The sequence below is a fragment of the Ruegeria sp. HKCCA5763 genome, from assembly GCF_013034545.1.
GTDB lineage: Bacteria > Pseudomonadota > Alphaproteobacteria > Rhodobacterales > Rhodobacteraceae > Ruegeria.
Map to the genome: position 1 here is coordinate 76,273 of NZ_WQGF01000007.1, position 24,188 is coordinate 100,460.

20 protein-coding genes are annotated in these 24,188 nt (G+C 57.3%); 9 read left to right on the top strand and 11 right to left on the bottom strand.

Annotated elements, in window-relative coordinates; genetic code table 11:
* The first annotated feature begins 5 nt into the window (after positions 1-5).
* From GOV89_RS13165 to GOV89_RS13175, 3 genes are all read left to right on the top strand, one after another.
* Positions 6-1,037: an extracellular solute-binding protein gene (locus tag GOV89_RS13165; RefSeq protein ID WP_171238374.1), complete on the top strand. Its 1,032-nt coding sequence runs from the start codon at positions 6-8 to the stop codon at positions 1,035-1,037.
* Between the two features lie 108 nt (positions 1,038-1,145).
* Positions 1,146-2,366: a serine hydrolase gene (locus GOV89_RS13170; RefSeq protein WP_171238375.1), complete on the top strand. Its 1,221-nt coding sequence runs from the start codon at positions 1,146-1,148 to the stop codon at positions 2,364-2,366.
* Between the two features lie 31 nt (positions 2,367-2,397).
* Entirely contained in the window at positions 2,398-4,077 is a 1,680-nt protein-coding gene (locus GOV89_RS13175) for an amidohydrolase (protein ID WP_171238376.1), read from the top strand.
* A 319-nt stretch (positions 4,078-4,396) separates the two neighbouring features.
* Here GOV89_RS13175 and GOV89_RS13180 read toward each other — a convergent pair whose 3' ends face one another.
* The 6 genes from GOV89_RS13180 to GOV89_RS13205 form a co-directional block, all read right to left on the bottom strand.
* Positions 4,397-5,704: a TRAP transporter large permease subunit gene (locus GOV89_RS13180; protein ID WP_171238377.1), complete on the bottom strand. Its 1,308-nt coding sequence runs from the start codon at positions 5,702-5,704 to the stop codon at positions 4,397-4,399.
* On the bottom strand, positions 5,704-6,201 hold the full coding sequence (locus GOV89_RS13185; RefSeq protein ID WP_171238378.1) for a TRAP transporter small permease: 498 nt from the start codon (positions 6,199-6,201) through the stop codon (positions 5,704-5,706). The genes GOV89_RS13180 and GOV89_RS13185 overlap by 1 nt, the downstream gene beginning before the upstream one ends.
* A gap of 65 nt (positions 6,202-6,266) precedes the next feature.
* Positions 6,267-7,280, bottom strand: coding sequence for a TRAP transporter substrate-binding protein DctP (dctP, locus tag GOV89_RS13190; protein ID WP_171238379.1), 1,014 nt, complete (start codon positions 7,278-7,280; stop codon positions 6,267-6,269).
* Positions 7,281-7,373: 93 nt separating this feature from the next.
* On the bottom strand, positions 7,374-7,985 hold the full coding sequence (leuD, locus tag GOV89_RS13195; protein ID WP_171238380.1) for a 3-isopropylmalate dehydratase small subunit: 612 nt from the start codon (positions 7,983-7,985) through the stop codon (positions 7,374-7,376).
* The gene (gene leuC / locus GOV89_RS13200) at positions 7,985-9,391 is read right to left on the bottom strand and encodes a 3-isopropylmalate dehydratase large subunit (RefSeq protein WP_171238381.1); all 1,407 of its coding nucleotides are present in this window, start codon (positions 9,389-9,391) and stop codon (positions 7,985-7,987) included. The genes leuD and leuC overlap by 1 nt, the downstream gene beginning before the upstream one ends.
* On the bottom strand, positions 9,388-10,191 hold the full coding sequence (locus tag GOV89_RS13205; RefSeq protein WP_171238382.1) for a GntR family transcriptional regulator: 804 nt from the start codon (positions 10,189-10,191) through the stop codon (positions 9,388-9,390). The genes leuC and GOV89_RS13205 overlap by 4 nt, the downstream gene beginning before the upstream one ends.
* A 146-nt stretch (positions 10,192-10,337) precedes the next feature.
* On the opposite strand from GOV89_RS13205, the gene GOV89_RS13210 reads away from it, so the two are divergent.
* From GOV89_RS13210 to GOV89_RS13235, 6 genes are read left to right on the top strand one after another with little or no spacing between them, the layout of a single operon-like run.
* Entirely contained in the window at positions 10,338-10,904 is a 567-nt protein-coding gene (locus tag GOV89_RS13210) for a tautomerase family protein (RefSeq protein ID WP_171238383.1), read from the top strand.
* The gene (locus GOV89_RS13215; protein WP_171238384.1) at positions 10,901-12,595 is read left to right on the top strand and encodes a hydantoinase B/oxoprolinase family protein; all 1,695 of its coding nucleotides are present in this window, start codon (positions 10,901-10,903) and stop codon (positions 12,593-12,595) included. The genes GOV89_RS13210 and GOV89_RS13215 overlap by 4 nt, the downstream gene beginning before the upstream one ends.
* Positions 12,592-14,652, top strand: a complete 2,061-nt coding sequence (locus GOV89_RS13220; RefSeq protein ID WP_171238385.1) for a hydantoinase/oxoprolinase family protein — start codon at positions 12,592-12,594, stop codon at positions 14,650-14,652. The genes GOV89_RS13215 and GOV89_RS13220 overlap by 4 nt, the downstream gene beginning before the upstream one ends.
* Positions 14,653-15,273: a cysteine hydrolase family protein gene (locus tag GOV89_RS13225; RefSeq protein ID WP_171238386.1), complete on the top strand. Its 621-nt coding sequence runs from the start codon at positions 14,653-14,655 to the stop codon at positions 15,271-15,273. It abuts the gene before it with no gap.
* Complete coding sequence (locus GOV89_RS13230) at positions 15,270-16,136, top strand: oxaloacetate decarboxylase (RefSeq protein WP_171238387.1); 867 nt, start codon at positions 15,270-15,272, stop codon at positions 16,134-16,136. Before GOV89_RS13225 ends, GOV89_RS13230 begins: the two co-directional genes overlap by 4 nt.
* Positions 16,117-17,487: an FAD-dependent oxidoreductase gene (locus GOV89_RS13235; RefSeq protein WP_371810641.1), complete on the top strand. Its 1,371-nt coding sequence runs from the start codon at positions 16,117-16,119 to the stop codon at positions 17,485-17,487. The genes GOV89_RS13230 and GOV89_RS13235 overlap by 20 nt, the downstream gene beginning before the upstream one ends.
* An 835-nt stretch (positions 17,488-18,322) precedes the next feature.
* Here the strand turns inward: GOV89_RS13235 and GOV89_RS13240 are convergent.
* Genes GOV89_RS13240 through GOV89_RS13260 form a run of 5 tightly spaced genes read right to left on the bottom strand, consistent with a single transcriptional unit; the run spans position 18,323 to position 24,169 of the window.
* Positions 18,323-19,264, bottom strand: coding sequence for an ABC transporter permease (locus GOV89_RS13240; protein ID WP_171238388.1), 942 nt, complete (start codon positions 19,262-19,264; stop codon positions 18,323-18,325).
* The gene (locus GOV89_RS13245; RefSeq protein ID WP_171238389.1) at positions 19,261-20,304 is read right to left on the bottom strand and encodes an ABC transporter permease; all 1,044 of its coding nucleotides are present in this window, start codon (positions 20,302-20,304) and stop codon (positions 19,261-19,263) included. Before GOV89_RS13245 ends, GOV89_RS13240 begins: the two co-directional genes overlap by 4 nt.
* Entirely contained in the window at positions 20,294-21,814 is a 1,521-nt protein-coding gene (locus GOV89_RS13250; RefSeq protein WP_171238390.1) for an ABC transporter ATP-binding protein, read from the bottom strand. The genes GOV89_RS13245 and GOV89_RS13250 overlap by 11 nt, the downstream gene beginning before the upstream one ends.
* The gene (locus tag GOV89_RS13255; RefSeq protein WP_171238391.1) at positions 21,811-23,205 is read right to left on the bottom strand and encodes an amidase; all 1,395 of its coding nucleotides are present in this window, start codon (positions 23,203-23,205) and stop codon (positions 21,811-21,813) included. The genes GOV89_RS13250 and GOV89_RS13255 overlap by 4 nt, the downstream gene beginning before the upstream one ends.
* Positions 23,186-24,169, bottom strand: a complete 984-nt coding sequence (locus GOV89_RS13260; RefSeq protein ID WP_171238392.1) for a BMP family protein — start codon at positions 24,167-24,169, stop codon at positions 23,186-23,188. Before GOV89_RS13260 ends, GOV89_RS13255 begins: the two co-directional genes overlap by 20 nt.
* Positions 24,170-24,188 lie beyond the last annotated feature (19 nt).

Consider the following 24,188-nt stretch of genomic DNA (forward strand, 5'->3'; position numbering starts at 1 on the left):
CTAAAATGAAACACTCACTACTCAAAGCCGCCGCTGTCTCAGCCCTCGCGCTTAGCGCAGCCTCGGCCCACGCCGAAGGCAAACTGAACATCTACAACTGGGGCAACTACACCAACCCCGAGATGATCGAGAAATTCGAAGCCCAATATGGCGTCGAAGTCACGCTGGATGGCTATGACAGCAATGAAACCATGTTGGCCAAGGTCAAGGAAGGCAACACCGGCTATGACGTCGTTGTGCCCGGCGACTACATGATTGCGATCATGGTTGGCGAAGGCCTGCTGGCCGAGATCAACGCGTCCGAAATGGAGAACTTCAAGAACATGGATCCGAACTGGGTCGATGTCTACTGGGATCCGGGTCGCAAGTATTCAGTTCCCTACCAGTGGGGCACCACCAGCTTTACAGTCGACAGCGCAGTCTACAGCGGCGACATCAACACGCTTGGTCTGATCTTTGATACTCCCGAAGAACTCAAAGGTCGCATCAACATGCTCAATGACATGAACGATGTGATCAACGCCGGTCTGCGTTACCTCGGATACCCGCGTTGCAACTCGAACCCCGATCAGATGAAAGAGCTGATGGCGCTTCTCGCCAAGGCCAAGGGCGACTGGCGCACGATGGATTATGCGGTGATCGAGAAGCTGACATCGAAAGACGTAGACCTGTCGCAAAGCTGGAATGGCGCTGCCATGCGCGCTCGGGCGGATCGCCCCTCGCTGCAATACGCCTATCCAAAAGAGGGTTTCACTGGCTGGATGGACAATGTTGCCGTTCTTGCCGATGCACCCAACATGGAAAACGCAAAGCTCTTTGTGAACTTCATGATGGACCCGGAGAACGCCGCGATGACCTCGAACTTCGCGCGCTATGCCAACGGTATCAAAGGGTCGGAGGCCTTTATGGACCCCGAGATGCTCAGCGCGCCTGAGATCGTCATGCCCGCCGATGCACCGGTTCCGGACTTTGTGAAGCCCTGCGATCAGGATGTCGTTGACCTTTACAACAAGGTTTGGACCCGCCTGAAGCAATAAGGCTTGAAGTCTCCTGAATGACGGCCCGCCGTTGGCCGGGCCGTCACTTTCCGAAGTTTCTTACTCTGACTGCGACCCCTTTTTGGTCGCCCTGCGGGAGCGTGGAAAATGCACGACAGCAAATCCGGCACCAGGCCCAAGACGGCGCGTGAGATCGGCATCATGCAGGGCTTCCCGCCCCCGCCTGAGAAGCGTCCTTCGCTCGAGAACTGGGACCTTGCTCCGTTCAATCGCTGGACTTTCCAGAACATGCGAAGCCTGTTTCCTACGGTAGATGTGCGTCCAGGACCGGAGACCCGAGAATTGAAACAGGCCCACCGCGACCTGTTGGAAATCGAATTTCAAACTTTTGACGACCGCCCCCTTTCCGTCGCGGCCTGGCTCTCTGAAAGCTACACAGATGGTTTCCTGGTGCTGAAGGGTGACCAGATACTTACCGAGATTTACGCCAACGATTTCACTCCAGACGCTACGCATCTGGGCCAATCCGTCTCCAAATCCCTGATTGGATCTCTGGCCGGTGTGCTCCATGGAGAGGGCAAGCTCGACCTCACGGAACCGCTTGAAAACATCGTGCCGGAATTGGCCGCGACAGGCTATGCCGGATGCACCGTGGATCAGGCGCTTGATATGCAATCAGGGGTGCGTTTCACCGAGGATTACGGCCTTCCGGACAGCGACATGACCCGCGTCGATGTGGCGTCAGGCTGGCGCCCCGTTCGCAAGGGTGAAATCAAGCCAACCATTCGGGACGTTATTCTGACATTGCCTCAAGTCAGACCCCATGGGCAGGTGTTTTCTTACCGCTCGATCGAGACGGATGTCGTAGCCTGGGCCTTGGAACGCGTCAGCGGAGAAGACCTTGCTTCGCTCTTGTCGAGCCGTATCTGGCAAAAAATTGGCTGCGTGCATTCCGGCTTTTTCACAGTGGACGACGCCAAGACCGCGCTCGCGGACGGTGGGTTCAACGCAACGCTGCGCGATTATGCGCGGTTCGGTCGGATGATGGCCGATGGTGGCAAAGTTGGTGACCAACAAGTGGTGCCGGAAAGCTGGGTTTCGGGGATTTGTTCGGGTGCGGACCCCTCGAAACATGGTGATCCCTATGACGTGCTGTCTCCCCAAGGGGCATACCGAAGGTTCTGGTGGGTTCACGACCCCGGTCGGGGCGTGTTCATGGCGCGTGGAGTTTTTGGTCAACTGATCTTCATTGATCTGATGGCGGACGTCGTTATCGTCAAGCTGTCCAGCTGGCCCGACTATCTGATCCAGTCCTTTAGCCACGATGCCGTGCGCGCTTGCGAGGCCATCATTCGCGCGCTTGGTTAGTTCGAAACCCATCTCAGACACACGAGGCCGCATGTCGCCGACGCCTGATCTGATTATCCTCAACGGCTCTCTTCTGACCTTTGACGAGGCCACACCAAAGGCTTCGGCATTGGCCATTCGGGGCGACACAATTGTGGCTGTCGGAGACACCGACGACATTCGCGCCATGGCTGGGGCCGGAACCAAAATCATCGACGCTGCCGGTGGCACAGTTATGCCCGGCTTTATTGACAGCCACGTGCACCTTTTTGGCGGGGCGGCCGAGTTGGGAATGCTGGACCTGCGCGAAACGATGGGCGCAGATGCTCTGACCAAGGCGTTGCGAACTTTTGCGGCTGAGCACCCAGAAGAACCTTTGCTGATGGGCGTTGCGGCCGATTACGAAATTCTTGGACCAGGCGTTAAAACCACTCGGCAATATTTGGATCGCATTCTGTCTGAGCGTCCCGTTGCGCTGATGTCGGCTGACCACCACACGGTCTGGGCGAACACAATTGCCTTGGAGAAGGCAGGCATTCTTCACGGCTCAGTTGTTCCCCCCGGTTCGGAAATCGTGATGGCTGGGGACGGCACCGCACAAGGTCAGCTGAATGAAACCGGTGCTTTTGGCCCGGTTCTGCGCCTGTCGCAACTGGGAGGACGTGATCTGCTGGGCTACGTCACAGGAGCGGATCCCGAGCCACCCGCAACGCCCAAAGAACGCGCCTTTGACAAAGAGGTCATCCTACGTGGCCTGAACCACTGTGCATCCCACGGGATTACGGGGCTGCACAACATGGATGGCAACTTTTATCAACTTGAACTGCTCAGCGAACTTGAGGCCGAGGGGCGCCTTCCGATCCGTGTTCAGGTGCCCATGCATTTGAAGAACACCGACCCTCTGGATCGGTTGCAAGAGGCCGATGAAATGCGCCGCCGTTTTGCGTCCAATATGGTTTGGTCAGGGCGGGTTAAGATGTTCATGGACGGCGTGCTGGACAGCTACACGGCGCTGATGCTTGCGCCTTATCCGGGAAAACCTAAGAGCTTCGGTGATGCCGTTTTCAGTGCGGAACACTTCAACGAAGCCTGTATTCGCGCTGATGCAATGGGGTTGCAACTCAGCACGCATGCCATTGGCGACGGTGCCGTTCGGCGTACGTTGGACGGTTACGAGGCAGCGCGCAACGCCAACGGCGCCCGAGATTCCCGACACCGCATCGAACATATTGAAGTAATAGACCCCGCGGACCTGCCCCGGCTGGTTGCCTTTGACGTCGTTGCCTCTCTTCAACCCCTGCACTCACCCGCAGGAGGATTGTTTTCCCCCTATTCCGCCGGAGATATTCTGACAGCGGAGCAAATCCCTTTTGCTTTTGCATGGAACAAGATCCGTGAGAGCGGCGCCAAAGTCTGTTTCTCGACGGATTGGCCAGTCGTCCCTGTCGACACAATGATGACGGTTGCCGGGGCCGTTAACTGCACTGAGCTGCCACCTCCTTGGCTGGACAACCGTCAAAGCCTTATGGCTACGCTGTCTGCCTACACGCATGACAATGCCTGGCTAGAGTTTAACGAGGACCGAAAGGGCCGCTTGAAGCCAGGATACCTGGCCGACATCGCCATCCTCGAACAGGATCTGTTTTCAATTGATAAAAACCAGTTGGCCCATGCGCGCATTGCGCTGACAATTTGCGGGGGAAGAATCTCTTTTGGAGATCTCCAAAGCTGATTCCGCCAGAGAGGCCATGAAAAGATTGTGTCAAAGTTTCGATGCTCCTCCTTTTCATCGTCGGTTGTCAGCCTTGGGCACCGCAATGCCGACATTGGCACACGGTGCAGCGTTCCGTATTTTGGGCTCGAAGCAGTCTTTCGCCGCGTAATGCATCAATGACCGCTGTGCGGACACTGCTGCCGTTTGAATTTATTCAAAGCGAGTTCAGCGCGGATTGCTTACTGAGTCTTGCCTGTGCGACGTCGCAAAAAACGTCCGCACCTTCGATCAGTGGCCTTCGCAAGGGCATTCATCCATCTTCCACAATAGAACAGCCTTACAAGGACGGCAGGAACAAAGCCAGGTTTGGGAAAACGATCAATAGAACGACCAGCAGGATTGAGCAGAAAATAAACGGGAATGCGGACGTGTAGATTTCGCGCATCGTTGTGCCGGGCGGTGCGACACCTTTCATCACAAACAGCAGCAACCCAAATGGTGGTGTGGTGAAGCTGATCTCGAGCGAGAGCAACATGATCAGACCGAACCAGATCGGATCAAACCCGAGTGTCTGCGCCAGTGGAAAGAAGATTGGCACGGTCAGCAACATGATTGAAATCTGCTCCATGAACATGCCAAGTAACAACAAAACAGCGAACATCACCGTCAGCATGGCCAATGGAGCAAGTTCAAACGCGATGGCCCAGTTCACCAGTCCCCGCGATGCTCCGGAAAATGCCAAAAGCTGGCTGAACGTGGCCGAGCCGAAGACGATCAAATAGGCCATCAGCGTAACCTTAAGAGCACCGATGACCGACTTTTTGATCGCCTCCCACGAAAGGCAGCGAAAAATCGCGGCCAGGATCAATACGCCCAATGCGCCAAACGCTGCTGCCTCGGATGGGGTGACAAAGCCACGGATCATCAAGACAATAATCACGACCATGACACCAACCATCGGCAGGACCTCAGTCATGAGCAGTTTCAGGCGGTACGCCAATGACATAGGCTCGACGTCGTACGCAGGAGCCGCCTCGGGATCCAACCGAGTTTGGAGCCAGATCGTGCCGATGTAGAACAAGGCGAGTATCAGACCGGGAACGACTCCGGCTATCAACAAGGCTGCGACGTCTATCTGCGCGAGCGTGGCCAATAGAACGGCAAGCGCCGAGGGCGGGATGATGATCGCTAAGCCACCGGTTCCCAAAATTGGTCCAATGCTCATGTATGATTTGTACCCGCGGCGGTTCATTTCGGGTACCATGAGCGATCCCAAAAGCGCGGTTGAGCCCATCGATGACCCCGACAACGTTGAAAACGCGGTACCGCCAAGAACCGTTACATAACTCAGCCGTCCCGGCAGTCGGCCAAGCAGCTTATCTATCGCGCTGAACATACGTCCACCCAACCCGGTGTGAAAGAATATCTCACCCATCAACAAGAACAGCGGGATTGGCATCAACGCGTATTTGGTCAATGCACCCAGCCCATTGTTGAGGAGTTGCGTGACGCCGCGCTCCCCCCCCATAAAGACCCAGGCGCCCAGAATGTTGGCTGCAAGAAAAGCCAGTGCAACAGGCATTCCGATGGCCATAAGGAACACTATCGACCCAAGCAGCAAGGCAAGCGCTTCGTACCACTCCATTACTCGTGTATCCCTGCTTCTCCGCTGTGCATCAGCTCGGGCCCGAAGACAAAGCGCGAAAATTCTATCGCCATCATTCCAAACGATAGTGGAAAGGCGATAGTCAGCATCCATCGGGGGAAATAGTAAGCGCGAGTGTCGTAGTCCCCGCGCTCGATATTCGTCAGGACCAGATCAGCCCCTTGCCAGCCGAGGATCAGGCAGACCAGCACGCAGGCGGCTGCCACCGTACGGCTGACAATCCGGCGCAAACCAACAGGCAGCGCGGCCGTCACCAGTTCGATGTGGACATGGCCCTTTTCCCGTACCAGCCAAGGCGCGCCCAGCATGGTCATGTACAAAAGCCCGTATTCTGCAGAAGTAAACAGCCACGCAAAGGGTTGCAGCCCGGCATTGCGCATCAGAACTGACGTGATGACGGATAGCATCAGCCAAACCAGCAATAGACCAGCGATAATGGCCATGCCAAACAGCACTGCGTCATAGATCCTTTTCATAATCCCGCCTGCTCTGCCCCTGGTAGTGAAAGGCCCGTCCGTCTGGAACGGGCCTGTCGGTGGTCTTAGTTCGCAGCGTCGAGATCGTAGAACAGCTCGATCAGGCGATCATAGTTATCGGTGCCGCCGGGCTGCTCGGCCATCAGGCCCTTCATACGCTCCCATGTCTTTTCGCGGGCCGCGGCAAGGTAGTTTGCCTTTGCCTCCCCTTCCAGCGTGACAACCGTCATGCCTGCAGCGTCCAGGGCCGCAAAGTCTTCGTCGCGTTTGCTGCGCAGGGCTTCAACACTGTCCTTTTCGTGTTGGATCGCAACGTCTTGCAGGATCGTGCGCGCCTCGTCAGACAGCGAGTTCCAGCGGTCGAGATTCACGATGACGCCGAGATCAGTCGAGAAGAAGCACGGTTCGATGCGATAGTTCAGGAATTCGTTCCACTTCAGGTCGATCAAGCCGATCTGGGTCCAGCCTGTCGCATCAACGACGCCACGCTGCAGGGCCGAGTAGACCTCGCCCGTGGGCAGGTCGATTACTTGCGCACCAAGGTAATTGGTAAAGAAAGCATTGTAGACGTTATTGCCGCGCAGCTTCAACCCTTCGACTTCAAGATTGCCGTCAGCATCGAAACTGGGCTCGTTACGGGTCCAAAGGTTGTAGCAGACGCCGCTGTCGAACCAGCCGAGGTATTTCAGGCCCATTTTGTCCTGATGGATCTGGTCGATCAGTTCCGTTCCGCCATTTTCCCTGGTTTCAATCGCGGTCAGGTTCGACGCGACCATCGCATCTTTCTCGGGCAGAGCGCCACCGTAGAACGAGCCCGGCGTGTAAACCATGTCAACGATCCCGTCGCGCACCGCATCGGCCTGTTGGAACATGCCAATTGCTTCCGGCCCACCCCTTACGTCGATCTGAATGACCCCTTTGCCCGCTTCGTTTACCTTGTCGACAAAGTCCAGAAAGCTTTGGGTATAGATCAGCGTTTCGGGAAAGGCGTGAACCGCCGAGATCGTTTCTTCGGCTTTGGCCGTTCCGGCGACGATCACGGCCCCAGCCAAAAGGCCAGCCAATGCGTTCAACTTCATAGTTATTCCTCCACGTGTTTCAGGGGTATTTTCCTGGTTTCCCCTAATTTCAGGTCTCTTGACCCGTATTGCGTCGTCTTTGCGCGACGTGTCCTAATCCGGTTTGTTCGGCCAGGCCCAAGGGGCGGCCTTGTTGCGGTTATCCCTATGAGCATTGATCGCCTGCGTATGTTGCTGGGTCAGATCGATGTCGTCCCAGCCGTTGATCAGCTTCACACGCCATCCTTCGTCCAGCTCAAAGCTCGCTGTTATGTCCCCGAGGGTCAGGCGGTTCTCGGTCAGATCAATCGACGCAAGGTATGGGGCATCTTTCAGCGCCTGCTGCAGTTGCGCCACCTTCTCAGCGTCGACACGAGCGGGCAGCAGGCCGTTGTTGATGGCGTTGTTGGCGAAGATGTCGCCGAAACTGGGTGCGATGACCGCGCGAATGCCTGCGTCGACCAGCGCATAAACTGCTGCCTCGCGCGAAGAGCCGCTGCCAAAGTTATGCCCGGCGACCAGAATGCTGATCCCCTCGTGGCGGTTCAGTGGAAAATCCGCAGAAAGCTGTTCATTGTCGTCGCGCCGCATGTCGTGCAGCAGATAGCGGCCATACCCCTCACTGCGCGGGACTGACATGAAACGCGCCGGGATCAGCTGGTCCGTGTCGATGTTATCGAACGCCAGTGCCAGGGCCTGCCCCTGTTGAGTGCTCCACCCCGCCATCACGCCGCCCTGCCCTGCAAAAGCGGCCTGACATCCGTAATTGTACCCGTTACGGCCGCTGCGGCGACCATCGCCGGGGACATCAGATGCGTTCGCGCGCCGCGCCCCTGACGTCCGCGGAAATTGCGGTTGGTTGAGGATGCGCAGCGCTTGCCCTCGGCCACAACGTCGCCATTCATGCCAACGCACATAGAGCAACCTGACGCGGCCCACTCCAACCCGGCATCTTGGAATATCCTGTCCAACCCTTCGGCTTCGGCCTGCGCCTTTACCCGTGCTGAACCGGGCGCGACAAGCCCCGGCACACGCGCCTGCCGCCCAGACAACACCAAAGCGGCCTCGCGAAGATCTTCAATCCGCCCATTCGTGCAGGAGCCGATAAACACCTGATCCACCGTGATACCGTCCAAAGGCTGCCCCGGCCTCAACGCCATGTACTCCAAAGCTTCTTGTGCTGAATTTGACTTTGCTGGATCAGTGGCGTCTGGACTGGGGATGTTGGCTGTTATGGGCAGGGCCTGTTCCGGGCTGGTGCCCCACGTCACTGTTGGTGCGATGTCAGCTGCGCTCATCTTAACCTCGCGTTCGAAAACGGCCCCCTCGTCCGTAATCAGGCCGCGCCACGCCTGTTGCGCTCTTTGCAGATCTGCGCCCGAAGGCGCGTATTCGCGTCCTTCAAGATAGGCAAACGTGACCTCATCCGGCGTAACCATGCCAAACCGCGCCCCGCCTTCGATTGAGAGGTTGCACAGTGTCATGCGCCCCTCCATCGACAGATCCCGAATTGTCTGTCCTGCATACTCAATCGCGTGGCCCTGCGCACCGCCGCTGCCCAATTGCGCGATCCAGTTCAGGGCGATGTCCTTGGCAGTGACGCCGAATCCCAAGCGACCTTCGACGCTTATTCGCATGGCCTTGGGTTTTCGCTGCCAGACCGTCTGCGTCGCCAACACATGCGCAACCTCTGTTGCCCCGATCCCGAAAGCCAATGCGCCAAATGCCCCGTGAGTGGATGTGTGACTGTCCCCGCAATTGATAAGCAGCCCGGGCAATGTCAGACCCAACTCGGGCCCGATTACGTGAACGATGCCTTGCGACGGGTCGCTGAGATCGAAAAGTCTGATGTTGTGGTCCGACGCGTTGTTCCGCAAGGTTTCGATCATCCGGGCGATCTTTGGATCGGCAATCCGGTCTCGGTTTCTTGTGGGCGCGTAATGATCTGCAACCGCAAAGGTGAGAGCAGGTTCAGCCACGGATAAGCCGCGCTCTGCCAGCTTGGCAAAGGCATGATGCGACCCTTCATGCACTAAGTGGCGGTCAACCCAAAGCAGCGACACACCATCCTCGCGCCTCAGAACCTCGTGCGAGGCCCAGAGTTTGTCGAGCATGGTGCGCGGTGCGCTCATTTCCCGGTCTCCTCGCTGCGTCCGATCGCGGGCTCCCAATGCCGGGATGAACCGGTTCCCACACGCGCCAAAGGCATCTCGAGCCGAAACATGTCAGAACGATAGAGGCCAGAAAGATACTCGACCCCATTTCCTTCGACATCGCGAACGATGCGCTTAAGCGATAGCAGAGCTGAGCCGACAGCAACGCCCAATGCCTCAGCCACGTCAGGCCCCGCCAACGTTGCGGAAACGGTCTGATGCGCCTGCTCAATCTGCACGCCGCTGCGTTCCAGAAGTTTGAACAGCGGTGTCGTGGCGAGGTCGCTTTCCGAGTAGTTCTGCGCAATCACAGCCGGCACATAGGTCGTCAGATGCGAAAACGGGACGTCATCAGTCAGACGCACCCGCGTTGCGATCTGCACCTGATGGTCGCTCGGAAGCCCCATGGCCTTCGTCACCACCTCTGGAGCTTTGCCGTAAGAAAAGGACAATAGCCGCGCGGTTGTGCTCTGCCCCATTTCGACCAGCTGCGGCATGAGCGTGTTGAAATCCATCGCTGCGGGTGCACCGAGGGTGGACTGGCCTGAAACCCGGGTACCACTACCCGCCTGACGCTCGATCAGGCCATTGCGTGAAAGCGCGTCCAGCGCCCGTCGTATTGTCACTCGCGATACACTGAATTTCTTGGCCAGCCGCTGCTCACCGGGCAGGGTTTCCCCCGCCGAAAGCTGCCCTTCGGTGATTTGATCGTGCAGATGCAGGTAGACGCGTTGCGCCTTGGTCCCGTCCGGTAGATTGGCCGCGTTGATCCTGTTCACCCGTTGATTCCCCCTTCACAGCACCTTCAATCGTAAAACCGGAACTTGGAAAATCAAGCTTTAGTATTATTGCCTCTCCCAAAATAGTCTTACAATTATTTAACAACCTGTATTAAAGATAATACAATAATCGGAGGAGCTTTTGCATGCCGATCGTCGAATTGCATGTGATCGAGGGCTATAGCGCGCAAGAAAAACAACGACTTGGCGTGGCGCTGACCAATGCTGTGCGATTCGTAGTGCCTGCTGCGACAGAGCTTGTGACCGTCGTGATCCACGACATTTCAGACCAGAACTACTATCGCGGCGGCAAGAGCAGACATCCTGCTCGGGCCAAACAAGACTCCGAGCACATCGTGCGCGCCTTCCTGGCCGAAATGAGTGATCGCGCGTTTGAAAGCGCCCGGAAAAGACTCAGCTCGGACTTCGTGATGCAGTTTCCCGGAACCGCGCCCATGCGAGATCTTGAGGACCTCAGGAGTTGGGCGGCAAACCGGTATCGCCGTATCGCGAAAACCTACGAGAGGTTCGACGCAATGCAAAGCGATGGCGACGCTGCGATCGTTTACTGCCGGGGAACGTTGTCCGGTGAATGGACCGATGGTTCAGCATTCGAAGGCATTCGCTTCATTGACCGGTTCGAGATTCAGAACGATCTGATCACACGTCAGGATGTCTGGAATGACATTGCAGAAACAAGGGCGCAGGCATGAGTGAGATTGACCCAATTACCCTTTCTGTACTTGCAGGCCGCATGGAACAGATCGCCGACGAAATGGACGCAACCCTATTTCGAGCGGCCTTTAATCCGATCATCGCCGAGGCGCATGACGCCAGCCATGGTCTGTATTCTGCAACAACGGGCGACACTCTTGTTCAGGGTAAGTCCGGGCTGCCGATCTTCGTGGGTGTGATGTCTTTTGCCGTGAAAGCGGTGATTGAAAAGGCCGCGGCTGACGAGGATCTGGAAGACGGCGACATCTATATCTTCAACGATGCACATATCGGCGGAACACATTTGTCTGATATGCGTTTGGTGCGTCCCTATTTCTGCGATGGCAAGTTGTTCTGCTATCTCGCGTCGGTTGGGCACTGGCATGACGTAGGCGGTGCGGTGCCGGGAAACTACAACCCCGCTGCGACCGAAGTTTTCCAGGAAGCCTTTGTTCTGCCGCCGGTAAAACTGGCGCGCAAAGGAGAGGTTAGCCAGGACATTATTAACATTCTGCTGCGTAACACCCGCCTACCTCAATCAGCGATGGGGGATTTGAATGGACAACTGGGTGCACTGGATCTTGGGGTCCGTAGGATGGACGAGCTGCTGGACGAATATGATGCCGAAACAGTCTCAGCCGCTCTTGAGGCGCTCAGCGATCGGGCCGAGGTGCTTATGCGATCTGAGTTGCAGGACTTGCCGGACGGTCGGTGGGAGGCCGAAGACTTCCTGGACAATGACGGTATCACAGACGATCCGCTTCGCATCAAACTGGCTCTTGAGATCAAAGGCGATCAAATGGCGCTTGATTTCACGGGTTCTTCTTCGCAATGCGCCGGGCCTGTGAACATCGCCCTGCCCACGACCGTTGCAACCGCCTATGTGGCTGTTAAACACGTTTTTCCGGCGCTGCCTGCCAACGCCGGCGTGATGCGTCCCATCGAAGTCATCGTGCCCGAAGACAGTCTATTGGCGGCCGAGTTCCCTGCCCCGACAGGTGGATACACAGAAACCATTCTGCGAATGATCGATGTTGTATTCTCTGCCTTCTCCAACGCCGCACCGGATCGGGTTGTCGCCAACGCTTATGGGACAATCAATGCGCTTTCTATCGCCGGAAAACGCTCAAACGGACAGCCATGGGTGATGTTCAGCTTTTTTGGTGGGGGGCACGGCGGCTCGGTCGAGAGCGACGGGCTGAACCACGGTAACGCTCCGATCTCGACGGCGACGATCCCGCCGATGGAAATTCTTGAAGCCGCCTATCCGGTCATGTTCCGCCAGTGGGCTCTGCGCCCCGACAGCGCAGGTACAGGTGCGCATCGCGGGGGGCTTGGGGCTGTCTATGAAATTGAAGTTCTGGAGGAAAACGGCGCTCAGGCGTTTCTGTTCGGCGAACGCGGCAAGTTCGCGCCGAAGGGTATCGCCGACGGTGGCGACGGGGCCATGAATGTCTTCACGTATGAACAAGACGATGGGTGGAAGGCACCGCCACTGGTTTCAAAAATGAGAGGGATCGAATTGAGACAAGGACAAGCGGTTCGCCTTGAAACACCCGGCGGTGGCGGCTATGGCGCTGCGGGCCACCGCGCTCCTGCAGCGATCGCCAAAGATGTGGCTCGGGGTCTTGTGAGTGCCGAACAGGCGGATCAGGTCTACGGCACCACATGGCGGGAGGTTGCGCCATGACCGGACGTATGATCGGCGTGGATGTGGGGGGCACGTTCACGGATGTTTTTGTTCTGAACGAAGCAGACGGGAGCGCAACCGTCGCCAAGGTTCCAACCACACGCCCGGATCAATCAGGTGGATTCCTGGACGGGATCGGGCGCGAGGTCGACGATCCGTCCGAGATCTCAGTAGTGGTACACGGTACCACGGCGGGCACAAATGCTCTGCTGGAACGCAAAGGGGCCAAGACAGGGGTGATATGTACTGCAGGTCTGCGGGACGTCTTGGAGATGCGCCGAAGGGACCGACCGCGCACCTGGGGATTGCGCGGGGATTTCGAACCCGTTGTGGATCGCCGCGACCGTCTGGAGGTGCCGGAACGTACACTGGCGGATGGCACCATTCGCACACCTGTCGATCTGATTGCCGTGCGCAAAGCAGCCGAGCACTTGCGAGAGCAAGGATGCGAAGCCATCGCAATCCTGTTCGCCAATGCCTATACCAACCCTGAAAACGAAGCCGCCGCTGTCGCCGCCGTACGCGAAATTTGGCCGAACCCGCATGTGTCAGCCTCGTCAGAAATCCTACCGGAAATCCGTGAATTCGAACGGTTCTCTACCACGGCGCTGAATGCCTATCTGCAACCCGAAGTCTCAGGCTATCTGACCCGCCTGGAAAACGCTCTGCAATCCGGCGGGTTTGATGGCGAGTTCATGATCGTGCAGTCCAATGGCGGGGTAATGGGGGTCAACACCGCGTCCCGCCTACCGGTGCGTACGGCACTGTCTGGTCCGGCGGCGGGGGTGATTGCTGCAGGTTACATTGCGCAATCTGCTGGATTCGACAATGTAATCACGGGGGATATGGGCGGCACCAGTTTTGATGTTTCGCTGATATCACAGGGGCAGACGATGTTGTCGGCCCAGACCTCCATCGATTTTGGGATGGTTGTGCGCAGTCCAATGATCGAAATAACAACCATCGGAGCAGGCGGAGGGTCAATCGCCTGGGTCGATAAGGGTGGATTGTTAAATATCGGCCCTGAAAGCGCAGGATCAAATCCCGGTCCTGTTGCCTACGGTTTGGGAAATGATCGCCCCACGGTTACGGATGCCAATGTCGTGTTGGGTCGCATCGATCCGGACAACCCAATCGGAGGCAAACTGGAAAGGCTGGATGTGGAGGCCGCTGGCAAAGCGATCGATATCCACGTCGGCGAACCGCTCGGTTTGTCCAGGCTTGAGGCCGCCGAGGCTATCCTGCGCGTCGCCAATTCCCGTATGGCCGGAGCCATCCGTCTTGTAAGTATCGAGCGCGGCTTCGACCCCAAACGATTTGCCTTTATGCCGTTCGGCGGTGGCGGAGCTTTGCACGCAGGAGCAATGCTGGCCGAAGTGGGGATCGCCCGCGCAATCGTTCCGCGTTATCCCGGTGTCACCTCGGCACTAGGCTGTGTGATCGCTGACATGCGGCAAGATTTCGTACAGACGGTCAACACACTGGTCACGCAGTTGGACAAAGCTGCTTTGGGCACATTCATGCAAGAGCACGTGGAACAGGGTATGGCGCTTCTTGACGCATCGCGGACCACATTCGACAAGCGTCAGATCTCATTCGAGCTGGACATGGCCTATGTGGGTCAAACGCATACAGTGCCGGTGCCGCTGACTGTTACGATGACAGATGGCAAGGTTACACCGCCAAGCAAAGCCGACATCGAAGAGGCCTTCGATACGGCCTATCAAGCCACCTATGGAAGACTGCTGAAAAACGGCGTGCGGCGCATATTGAATCTACGTAGCGCTGTAACGGGCAAGCGACCGAAATTCGATCTTTCTTCCCTTGCGCCCACAACAGAAGGCAGTGCCACGCCCTCGTCGACACGGAAAGTTCACTTCGGAGATGCTTGGCATGACACAACCATCTATGATCGCTTGTCGCTTCCGGTTGGCACGTTAGTCAAAGGTCCAGCCATTCTGACGCAACCGGACACGACCGTCCTGATCGAACCGGATTTTCAAGGGCGCGTGGACTCCTTTGGCAACACGATTATCGAACCACGGGAGGAGGACTAAATGAGCGAACCAGAATCCTGGGACCCACGCCAGACGGCGCTGCTGACTATCGATCTTCAGAACGACTTTATTCATCCTGAGGGAGCCTATGGCCGGGCTGGCCAGTCGGCGCAAGAAATCGCGGCTCTTCCCGAACGCATCGCGCCCTTGGCGCGAAAGTTGCAAGCCGCGGGTGGGCGCTATTTTTCGGCGCAGTTCACACTTGTACCCGACCGAAACGGCGAGCCATTGATTGCGCCGCACCTGAAGAAACTACGCCCGTTCCTGACCAAGGGCGACTTCGCGCCGGGCGGGTTTGGTCACAGTTTGGTCGATACGTTGCAACCCTGCGATTTCGTCATCGAAAAGGTTGCCTACTCGGCCTTCTATCAGACTCGGCTGGAATATCTGATGCGCGCTTTGGGTATCGAGAACCTGATCGTTGGGGGCATCGTGACCAATGGTGGCGTTGCCTCAACTCTGCGCGATGCGCATTTGCGGGATATCGACACCGTTATGCTGACAGACGGATGTGCCGCCTTTCGGCAAGAGGTTCATGACGCAACACTCCTGTCACTGGGCACCGTCACGCATCAGCGAAGTTGCGATCAAATATTGAACTGGTTGGAGGGAGTCATATGAGCCTTAAATCCCGACTGGCAAAGAAAGAAATTCTGGTTGCACCGGGCGTGTATGACGGTCTGACGGCTTCGCTGGCTGAAAAAGCTGGCTTCGAGGCGCTATATCTGAGCGGCGCGGCTGTTGCCTACACGCGACTTGGCCGTCCCGATATCGGGCTATCCACGGCGTCCGAGATGGCGGACACGATGACGCTGATTGCCGATCGGGTCTCGTCACCCGTTATCATCGACGCCGATACCGGCTTTGGAAACGCATTGAACGCTCAGCGTACCATGCGACTATATGAGCGAGCCGGTGCATCCGCACTGCAAGTCGAAGATCAAACCTTTCCGAAGCGCTGCGGTCATCTGTCGGACAAATCCCTTATCCCGAAGCAGGAAATGGCTGGAAAGATAGCAGCGATGGCCGAAGCGCGCGCCAGAAGTGACACGCTAATCATTGCCCGCACGGACGCCATCGCCGTTGAGGGGTTCAGCGCAGCTATCGAGCGCGCGGAAACATATCTTGAAGCTGGTGCGGATGTACTCTTCCTCGAAGCTCCGCAAAGCCGCGAACAGCTGACGTCCATCGCTGACCAGTTTGCCCCACGCGTTCCCTTGTTGGCGAACATGGTCGAAGGCGGCGCGACCCCGATACTTGGTGCTGACGATCTAGAGGTTCAGGGTTATTCCATCGTCATTTTCCCTGGCGGGATCGTCCGGGCTTTGGCCAAAACCGCTCAGGCCTATTATCAGAGCCTGGCAGAGAATGGCTCGAACAAGCCCTTCGCACAGAACATGTTCGACTTCGGCGGTCTGAACGAAGTCATCGGAACCGCCGAGATGCTCGATGCCGGGGCCCGCTATGATGACGCCCAAGATTGAGAGTGTTGCACCCGATCGGTTTGATCTGAAGACCGGTACCCTGATCATCGGCGCAGGGGCTTGCGGTCTGGTCGCGGCCCTGTCGGCGTCGGAGGCGGGACAGGACGTGCTGGTGATCGAAGCCGATCCGGTTCCAAGCGGTTCAACCGCGTTGTCCGCCGGGTTGATCCCTGCTTCTGGCACAAAAATTCAACAAGCCGCGGGGATCATGGACGATGCGGTACTCTTTGCCAGCGACATTCAGTCGAAGGCCCACAGCGAAAACGATCAAGCGCTGGTCGATTTGTTGACCAGCAATGCCGCGGAAGTAATCGACTGGCTGTCTGAACGCCACGCCCTGCCCTTCTCGGTTGTCACGGATTTTGACTACCCCGGTCACTCGCGCCGTCGGATGCACGGGCTGCCGGCACGCTCGGGACAAGAGTTGATCGACGCGCTTCGCAGCGCCTGCGAGCGAGAAGGTTTGGACATCATCTGCAATCGCCGCGCGACAACGCTCTATCGGGATCAGGACCAGATTTCAGGTGTTGCCGTAACAGGCCCGGACGCAACAGTGGAAACCATTGCCTGCCACCGGCTTATCCTTGCCTGCAACGGTTTTGGTGGCAACCCCGCCCTCGTTTCCGAGCATATGCCGCAAATCGAAGATGCATTGTGGTTCGGGCATAGCGGTAACCGAGGCGAGGCTGTTCTGTGGGCAGAGGGGCTGGGTGCCGGGCTGCAAAACCTGGGGGCATACCAAGGCCATGGTAATGTCGCGCACCCACATGGAATCCTGATAACCTGGGCGGTGATTACCGAAGGCGGCATACAGGTGAACCGCGATGGTCATCGTTTCTGGGACGAGTCACAAGGCTATTCTGAGGCCGCCCGCGCGGTGCTGGCGCAGCCCGACGGAGAAGCCTTCGCCATCTTTGACGGCCGCATAGCTGCCATTGCGCGCCAGTTCGAGGATTTCAAGCGCGCGGAAGAGACAGGTGCGATCCGATCCGCTGATACAATCGAACACCTATCGAAGGCACTAGGCCTTCCATCTTTGGCTTTGGAGCAAACAATACGAGAAATCCCCATTGGCGGCACGGATCAATTCGGCCGGTCTTTCAACCCGCCACCTTTGGCGCCACCTTACATGGGCGTCCGCGTCACAGGGGCCCTATTCCACACCCAAGGCGGTTTGCGCGTTGATTCCTCTGCGCGCGTCCTCAAAGAGGACGGTTCCGCATTCACCAACCTTTATGCAGGCGGCGGCGCGGCTGTTGGTGTGTCGGGCAAAGGGGACAGCGGGTATCTTTCCGGAAATGGCTTGCTTAGTGCCGTTGTGTTGGGTCGCATAGCTGGGTTGAGTGCGTGATGCCAAATTTGTGCATTCTAACTATCGGAACCGGTGGTGTCGTTCTGTCTGGGAGCTAAACGTTCGAAGGCGGTTTGATGGTGTTCGGAAGAATAGGTTGGTCTGAAGGCAATGACATGGTTGCAGAACGCAAAGCAACTGCCAGCCTTGCTCGGCGGTCGAGTTTTCACGAAGACTTGCACACAGTGTCCGCGACTTGGGCGGAACCCGCCGCCGATGGATCAGAAGGCCGGACGACGTAAGATGCGTTCTACCCACTGTGTATATCTGATCACCCAACTTTGACCGTTGACGTTTAGTGACTTTAGAACCCCGGCTTCAAAGCAGATAATGCACTCGTGTTTGGGGTAAGATTGCGGCTCAATCTGTGTCGACCGAAACGCCAAAAAGAAACCCAATCGAATTACCCATCAAGGCTGCTTCTCGCTAACTCAAAGGTAATGCGGGAAGGTCACCTTTGGGCTCGATGCGGACATTCAGTTAATAACGCCCAATGTATGCAATGCGGACATAACGGGCATTAGTCTTATTGACGGCAATGACTGCAGTCGGCCCAAAGCAGACATCGCCATTTTGCTCATCGGGCGGAAACCGGCCATTCGCTGCGTGCGTGAGCCTGTCAGGTCGAATATTCAGAAGCAGACATTCAAGTAGCCTTGAGACCGGATTTCAATCTGCGCGACTGAATGACGCCGGAGCGTTAATAAATAGATATTGTCAAGAGTTTTCCGGATTTTGATTAAGGTCTCGTGCCCAGCTCTTCATTGTCTGGTCGAGTAGATGTTTATTTTGATGATTTTATAGTTTCCTGGCCAATATGTTCGAAAATATGCCACTAACGTTCGCCGCGTCGGTAGGGTGCCATCAACGCCGCTGGGACTTCGGCTCTGCGGGCGACAAGGACGAGCGCAACGATCGAAAGTACATACGGCGCCATAAGGAACAACTGATATGGCACACCCTCAACCGTTGTCTGCAATCGCAGTTGGTAGGCATCGAAGAAAGCGAACAACATCGCGCCAATCAGAGCCTTACCGGGCCGCCAGCCAGCGAAGACTACCAATGCGATGCAGATCCAACCGCGCCCCTGCACCATGCCCGGGAAAAAGCTGTTGAACGCCGTTGTGGTCAGGAAGGCCCCGCCAACCGCCATCAAAGCCGACCCGACAACAACTGCGCCGATACGGATACGGATCGGGTTCAGCCCCTGCGCCTCAACCGCATGAGGGTTCTCTCCGGTCATACGAATGGCCAACCCCAAAGGCGTGCGGGCAAGAACATAGGCCATCACAGCCACCGCAGTGAGCGCCAGATAGGTCGGCAAAGCTTGGTTAAAAAGGATCGTTCCCAAAACGGGAATATCTGACAGGACCGGAAAATCGAGCGGCTTAAAAGTCTCGATCGTAGGAGGCAGATCTCCCACCTCAACAAGTAACCTGTACAGGTAATAGGCTAAAGCGGATGCAAACAGCGTTATGCCCAGCCCTGAGACGTGTTGCGAAAGCCCAAGTGGAACTGTCAACATGGCATGAAGCAATCCCATCACCGCGCCGCAAAACGCTGCAAAAATGAGGCCTGCAAGCAATGGCGCGCCCATGTAGACGACAAGCCAACCGCTCATCGCCCCCATGGTCATGATCCCCTCGATTCCCAGATTGAGCACGCCCGAACGTTCGCAAAGCAACGCACCAAGAACACCAAATATGAGCGGTGTCGCAATACGCAACACGGAAGCCCAAAGACTGGTATTCAGCAGCAGATCAATTGCATCACTCATCGGCGCACCCTGTAGGTTGTGAAAAGAAGGGCCACGATCATGGTGAGCAGGCACAGCGCCACGATCACATCGGCAATGAAACTGGGTACACCCGTCGCACGGCTCATGGCGTCGGCCCCGACAAAGACTGTGGCGACGAAAACAGCGGCAGCGACCACTCCGGCCGGATGCAAAGCGGCGAGCATGGCGACGACAATGCCTGCATAACCAAATCCGGGGCTCATAGTAGTGGTGACCCCCGCAGTGACCCCCATGACTTCGACAGACCCGGCAAGCCCTGCCAGCGCGCCCGAAAGCAAGGCAACACCCATGATCGTGTGGGGCAGAGCAATTCCGGCAAAGGCAGCGGCACTGGCATTTAAGCCTGCGGCGCGTGTTTCAGTGCCAAAAACAGTACGCGCAAGGATCAGCCAAACAGCACTTGCCGCTGCGATGGCAACAAGCAGCCCGATATGGAGACGTGTACGGGGGATCAGATCCGGAAGGCGGTAATCCCCGTCTACGGGCACCGAAGAGGGCCACCCAAAGGCCAGCGGATCGCGCAAAGGGCCCTCAATCATGAGGCCAACAAAAAGGATCACGATGAAGTTGAGCAGCAGGGTTGTCACCACCTCATCCACGCCGAAACGTAAGCGTAAAAAGGCAGGTCCTGCCAAAAGGGCCGCGCCTGCCGCCATGCCCGCCAACATCAAGATCGGAATACCTATCCACCCTGGAACCCCGAGTGAATGACCGATCCAAGCGGTGATTAGCGCTCCAATAAAGAACTGTCCCTCGCCCCCGATGTTCCAAAGCCGCGCTCGGAAGGCGACAGCTGCGGCAAGCCCCGTAAAGATAAGCGGAGTGGCGCGGGTCAACATCTCGGCGATGGAAAGGCGCGAGCCGAATGTGCCATTCACCATTTCGCCATAAGCCGTTAGCGGATTTACGTCAGCAGCAGCGATGAGACCTGCGGCCAAAAGCAATGCAGCAAAGATCGCGGCCAGTGGTGCAATGATCGCAAGATGCAGCGGCACATGTGAGCGTCGTTCAAGCCGCATCATCATTTTCCTTCCAGACACCTGCCATCATCAGGCCAAGGCGTTGTGGGTCGGCTTCATCAGCCGATATCGATTCTGACAAGCGACCTTTTACGATGGCCTGTATTCGGTCTGACAGGGCTACAGCTTCTTCCAATTCTTCTGAGATGAGCAGGATTGCGGCACCTTCGGCCCGTGCTGCCAAAAGCTCGGCATGAACTGAAGCAATTGCACCTTCATCAAGACCACGCGTTGGCTGGTTTGCGAGCACAAAACGCGGCCCATTGGTCAGAACCCGGCCAAGGATCAGCTTTTGCATATTGCCGCCGGACAGCAGCCTTGTTCGCGTGTCGGGGCTGGCGCCGCGGATATCAAAACGTTCTATCAGCCCCGCAGTGTAATCCCGGGCGGCGCGTTGTCGAACAAAGCCGCGGTGCGAAAATTCCGGTGTGCGCAAGCGCTCAAGCACCGCGTTTTCCCACAAACTCAATTCGCCCACAACGCCTTCTGCGTGCCGGTCTTCAGGCACCCTGCCTGCGCCCGCGTGGATCATGCCGCGCGGACCCAGATGGCTGATATCTTCGTTCAAGAGTGTTAACTGACCCGCACTTGGGTGTGCCAATCCTGACAGCAGCGCACCAAGGGAGGATTGACCATTGCCTGAAACGCCGACGATACCAAGGATTTCACCGGCATGGACAGCGAAAGACACATCATCCAGCCGCAAATCACCGTCTTCTTCCACGCTCACGTCCTTTGCGATCAGGACTGGCGCTCCAATCTCATGGTCTTGACGTACGGGACGCTCAACCTTGCGGCCAACCATCAGTTCCGCCAACTCTTCTGGTGTGGTTTCGGGTGTTTTGCGTTCCGCGACCATCCTGCCGCCACGAAGCACCGCCACACGGTCAGAGGCTGCCATGACCTCATGCAGCTTGTGGCTGATGAAAATAAGCGAGAGGCCCTCTTTTGTCATATCACGCAGCGTTTCGAACAGGCGCATCGCCTCGGGCCGGGCCAGAACGGCAGTCGGTTCATCCAAAATCAGAATACGTGCGTCGCGATAGAGTGCTTTCAGAATCTCGACCCGTTGACGTTCACCAACGGAAAGCGTCCGAACCTTGGCCTCTGGATTAACAGGCAGGCCGAACCGCTCTGAGATCTGCAACAGTTTCTTGCGCGCCTCGCCACGAGCAGAACGCGTGCGCGTCAGCGGTTCGGAACCCAGCATTACGTTTTCAAGAACCGTGAGGTTGCCCGCAAGCGTGAAGTGCTGGTGTACCATTCCCACCCCCACTTCGATCGCTGCGCGTGGCAGACCCGGGGGCAGTTCTTTGCCAAACACCCTGACAGAACCTTTATCGGCTGCGTAGTGGCCGAAAAGAATATTCATCAGTGTCGTCTTACCCGCACCATTTTCGCCCAACAGAGCAAGAATTTCCCCGTCTTCTAGTGTGAGGGTCACATCGTCATTTGCGGTAAGCGTTCCGAAACGCTTGGTAATGCCGTTTAGTTCTAGAACCTTGGTCATGCGGGCAGGCCTGCGATTGGGTGCGGAAAAGTGATTGTGGGCGCGCGTGCTTCGACAAGTGCGCCAAGTTTCAGCAGCGCAAAATCCGAGCCGGGGGGACCAATCAGTTGAACGCCGAGTGGAAGACCATTTGCCATGCCAAAAGGCAGCGCCAAAGCTGGCAAGCCCGCTACATTTGCTAGTGCGGCGTTCGGGGCAAAAGCCTCGAGCCGCGCCATGTGATCGTTTGGGGAGGAGCCGGACAGATCCAAAGTGCCTACATCGGGCGGCGCAGACGAGAGGATCGGCATCAGGACAGCATCGGCAGACTTAAAAAGCTTGCGAGATCGATTTGTCACACGAGCGAGCTTTCGTGAGGCCGCAAAAAGCGCTGTGGCCGACGTCGCACGGCCCTCGGCAGCCATGGCTGCGGCAAGTGGTGGAATCTCATCATCAGTTATCTTGAGCGCAGTCAGCCACTCGGCCATGGAAACAGCTAGTATGGTTCGAGCGATTGCGTGAGCCTCATCCCCCAATTGGTCGGGGGCACGAATATCGCACACCTCACAGCCTGCATCGCGCAGCGCGTCGGCAGCACTTTTCGCGGCCTTGCACTGGTCGGCACCGCACCGCTCCGGCAATGCCAATGCGACGCTGGGGCGTTCTGGCAGATATACCGGGGCCAAGGGCTGGGCTACCGCGTCAAAGGCCGTCTTCACATCGCGGATCGACCGCGCAAGGACCAACTCAGACGCTATGCCCATCAGGTGATTGGCAAAATCAGGGCCTCCAGGCACCGCGCCACGAGAAGGCTTAAGCCCGGTCAAGCCGCAACATGCGGCGGGAACCCTGATGGACCCGGCTGCATCCGTGGCATGAGCAATTGCAACAATACCAGCTGCAACCGCGGCTGCGGCGCCGCCGGATGAACCACCGGGTGTCAGTGCGGGGTTCCATGGATTGCGGGTCACAACCATACCGTCGGGTTCGCATGTTAGGGAAAGGCCAAAGGGCGGTGTTGCGGTCAAGCCGAAAGGGATCAGGCCGGTGCGGCGAAGACGGTGTAGCAGGTGGCTGTCACTTTCGGGTCTACAACATTGTGCTCGGATTGCCGCAGATCCTGCCGCCGCCGGCAGCCCTTTTGCGAAACCACCGAGGTCTTTCACCAAAAACGGAACCCCATGAAATGGCCCGCGCTGGTCTGGTGGCAAAGCGTTCGCCGCCCTTGCCCCAGCGCGGGCCATTTCTTCGTCCAGATATACCACCGCCCCCAAATCCGCCCGTGCGTGGCAGGCAGCAAGACTTGATTCCATCAGTTGGCAGGCAGAGATCTGCCCTGCTGTGATGGCAGCTGCAAGAGCCGTGGCATCGGTCACGTCAAAACCCTCTGGATCAGGAGGGCTCGCTTTCATCAATCGGAACGTCCCATTCACCGGATTGAATCGCGGCCTGTTTGGCCTCCATCCCCGGGATGGCGTCGGCGGGCACTTCATCGGCGACATAGATCAACTCATTGCCGCCATGGGCCATAAAGGAATATTCCGTGTAGTTACGACCTGTTGGATTACCGGCCTGAACATCCGCCACGATGGCCTCGATTGTGGGACCGTAATTCCAGATTGCATTGGCAAAAACCGTGCCCGGGTATCGCGGAGTATAATCGATAAGCGAACCGATCGCCTTCACACCTCGCGCTTGGGCCGCATCCGCAGTGCCAATGCGCTCACCAAACAGAATGTCTGCACCCGCATCAATCTGGGCAATAGCAGCCTCTTGCGCGCGGGCCGGATCGAACCATGCACCGATAAAGCCGTTGACGAAGGTGGCGTCTGGGTTCACTTCGCTTACGCCCATGCGGAAAGCGTTGATCAAAAGGTTCACCTCGGGGATCGGATAACCCCCGACCGAACCATAGACATTGCTTTCGGACATTTGACCCGCGAGCATACCAGCCAGATAGGCTGCCTCGTGGTTACGTGTGCCAAAGACACCGAAATTGTCACCTTCTGGCCCACCGGAAGACCCCATCAGAAACGCGGTGTCGGGGTAGTCACCCGCCACTTCGCGTGCTTCACGCTCCACAGCGTAAGATTCACCCCAGATGATTTGCGCACCTCCCTCGGCATACTCGCGCATCGCGCGGGGATAGTCGGTCGGCGCTACTCCTTCTGAAAACTCATACTCTATCAGGCCAGTGTCGGCGGCTTCCTGCATCGCCAGGTGAATGCGGCTGTTCCACGCATTTTCAACCGGAGACATGTGTACTCCGGCGACGCGGATCGCAGATTGCGCATTCACGCGATGGATATAAGCCGGCAGGGCCAGCATGGCCGCAGCGCCGACCATCAGTTGACGGCGGGTTGTGGTGAGTTTCATTGGTAGATCCTCTTCTGTT

Coding starts and splice junctions, on each gene's coding strand:
- GOV89_RS13165 (WP_171238374.1), top strand. CDS start 6: ATGAAACACTCACTACTCAAAGCCGCCGCTGTCTCAGCCCTCGCGCTT.
- GOV89_RS13170 (WP_171238375.1), top strand. CDS start 1,146: ATGCACGACAGCAAATCCGGCACCAGGCCCAAGACGGCGCGTGAGATC.
- GOV89_RS13175 (WP_171238376.1), top strand. CDS start 2,398: ATGTCGCCGACGCCTGATCTGATTATCCTCAACGGCTCTCTTCTGACC.
- GOV89_RS13180 (WP_171238377.1), bottom strand. CDS start 5,704: ATGGAGTGGTACGAAGCGCTTGCCTTGCTGCTTGGGTCGATAGTGTTC.
- GOV89_RS13185 (WP_171238378.1), bottom strand. CDS start 6,201: ATGAAAAGGATCTATGACGCAGTGCTGTTTGGCATGGCCATTATCGCT.
- dctP (WP_171238379.1), bottom strand. CDS start 7,280: ATGAAGTTGAACGCATTGGCTGGCCTTTTGGCTGGGGCCGTGATCGTC.
- leuD (WP_171238380.1), bottom strand. CDS start 7,985: ATGGCGGGGTGGAGCACTCAACAGGGGCAGGCCCTGGCACTGGCGTTC.
- leuC (WP_171238381.1), bottom strand. CDS start 9,391: ATGAGCGCACCGCGCACCATGCTCGACAAACTCTGGGCCTCGCACGAG.
- GOV89_RS13210 (WP_171238383.1), top strand. CDS start 10,338: ATGCCGATCGTCGAATTGCATGTGATCGAGGGCTATAGCGCGCAAGAA.
- GOV89_RS13215 (WP_171238384.1), top strand. CDS start 10,901: ATGAGTGAGATTGACCCAATTACCCTTTCTGTACTTGCAGGCCGCATG.
- GOV89_RS13220 (WP_171238385.1), top strand. CDS start 12,592: ATGACCGGACGTATGATCGGCGTGGATGTGGGGGGCACGTTCACGGAT.
- GOV89_RS13225 (WP_171238386.1), top strand. CDS start 14,653: ATGAGCGAACCAGAATCCTGGGACCCACGCCAGACGGCGCTGCTGACT.
- GOV89_RS13230 (WP_171238387.1), top strand. CDS start 15,270: ATGAGCCTTAAATCCCGACTGGCAAAGAAAGAAATTCTGGTTGCACCG.
- GOV89_RS13235 (WP_371810641.1), top strand. CDS start 16,117: ATGATGACGCCCAAGATTGAGAGTGTTGCACCCGATCGGTTTGATCTG.
- GOV89_RS13240 (WP_171238388.1), bottom strand. CDS start 19,264: ATGAGTGATGCAATTGATCTGCTGCTGAATACCAGTCTTTGGGCTTCC.
- GOV89_RS13245 (WP_171238389.1), bottom strand. CDS start 20,304: ATGCGGCTTGAACGACGCTCACATGTGCCGCTGCATCTTGCGATCATT.
- GOV89_RS13250 (WP_171238390.1), bottom strand. CDS start 21,814: ATGACCAAGGTTCTAGAACTAAACGGCATTACCAAGCGTTTCGGAACG.
- GOV89_RS13255 (WP_171238391.1), bottom strand. CDS start 23,205: ATGAAAGCGAGCCCTCCTGATCCAGAGGGTTTTGACGTGACCGATGCC.
- GOV89_RS13260 (WP_171238392.1), bottom strand. CDS start 24,169: ATGAAACTCACCACAACCCGCCGTCAACTGATGGTCGGCGCTGCGGCC.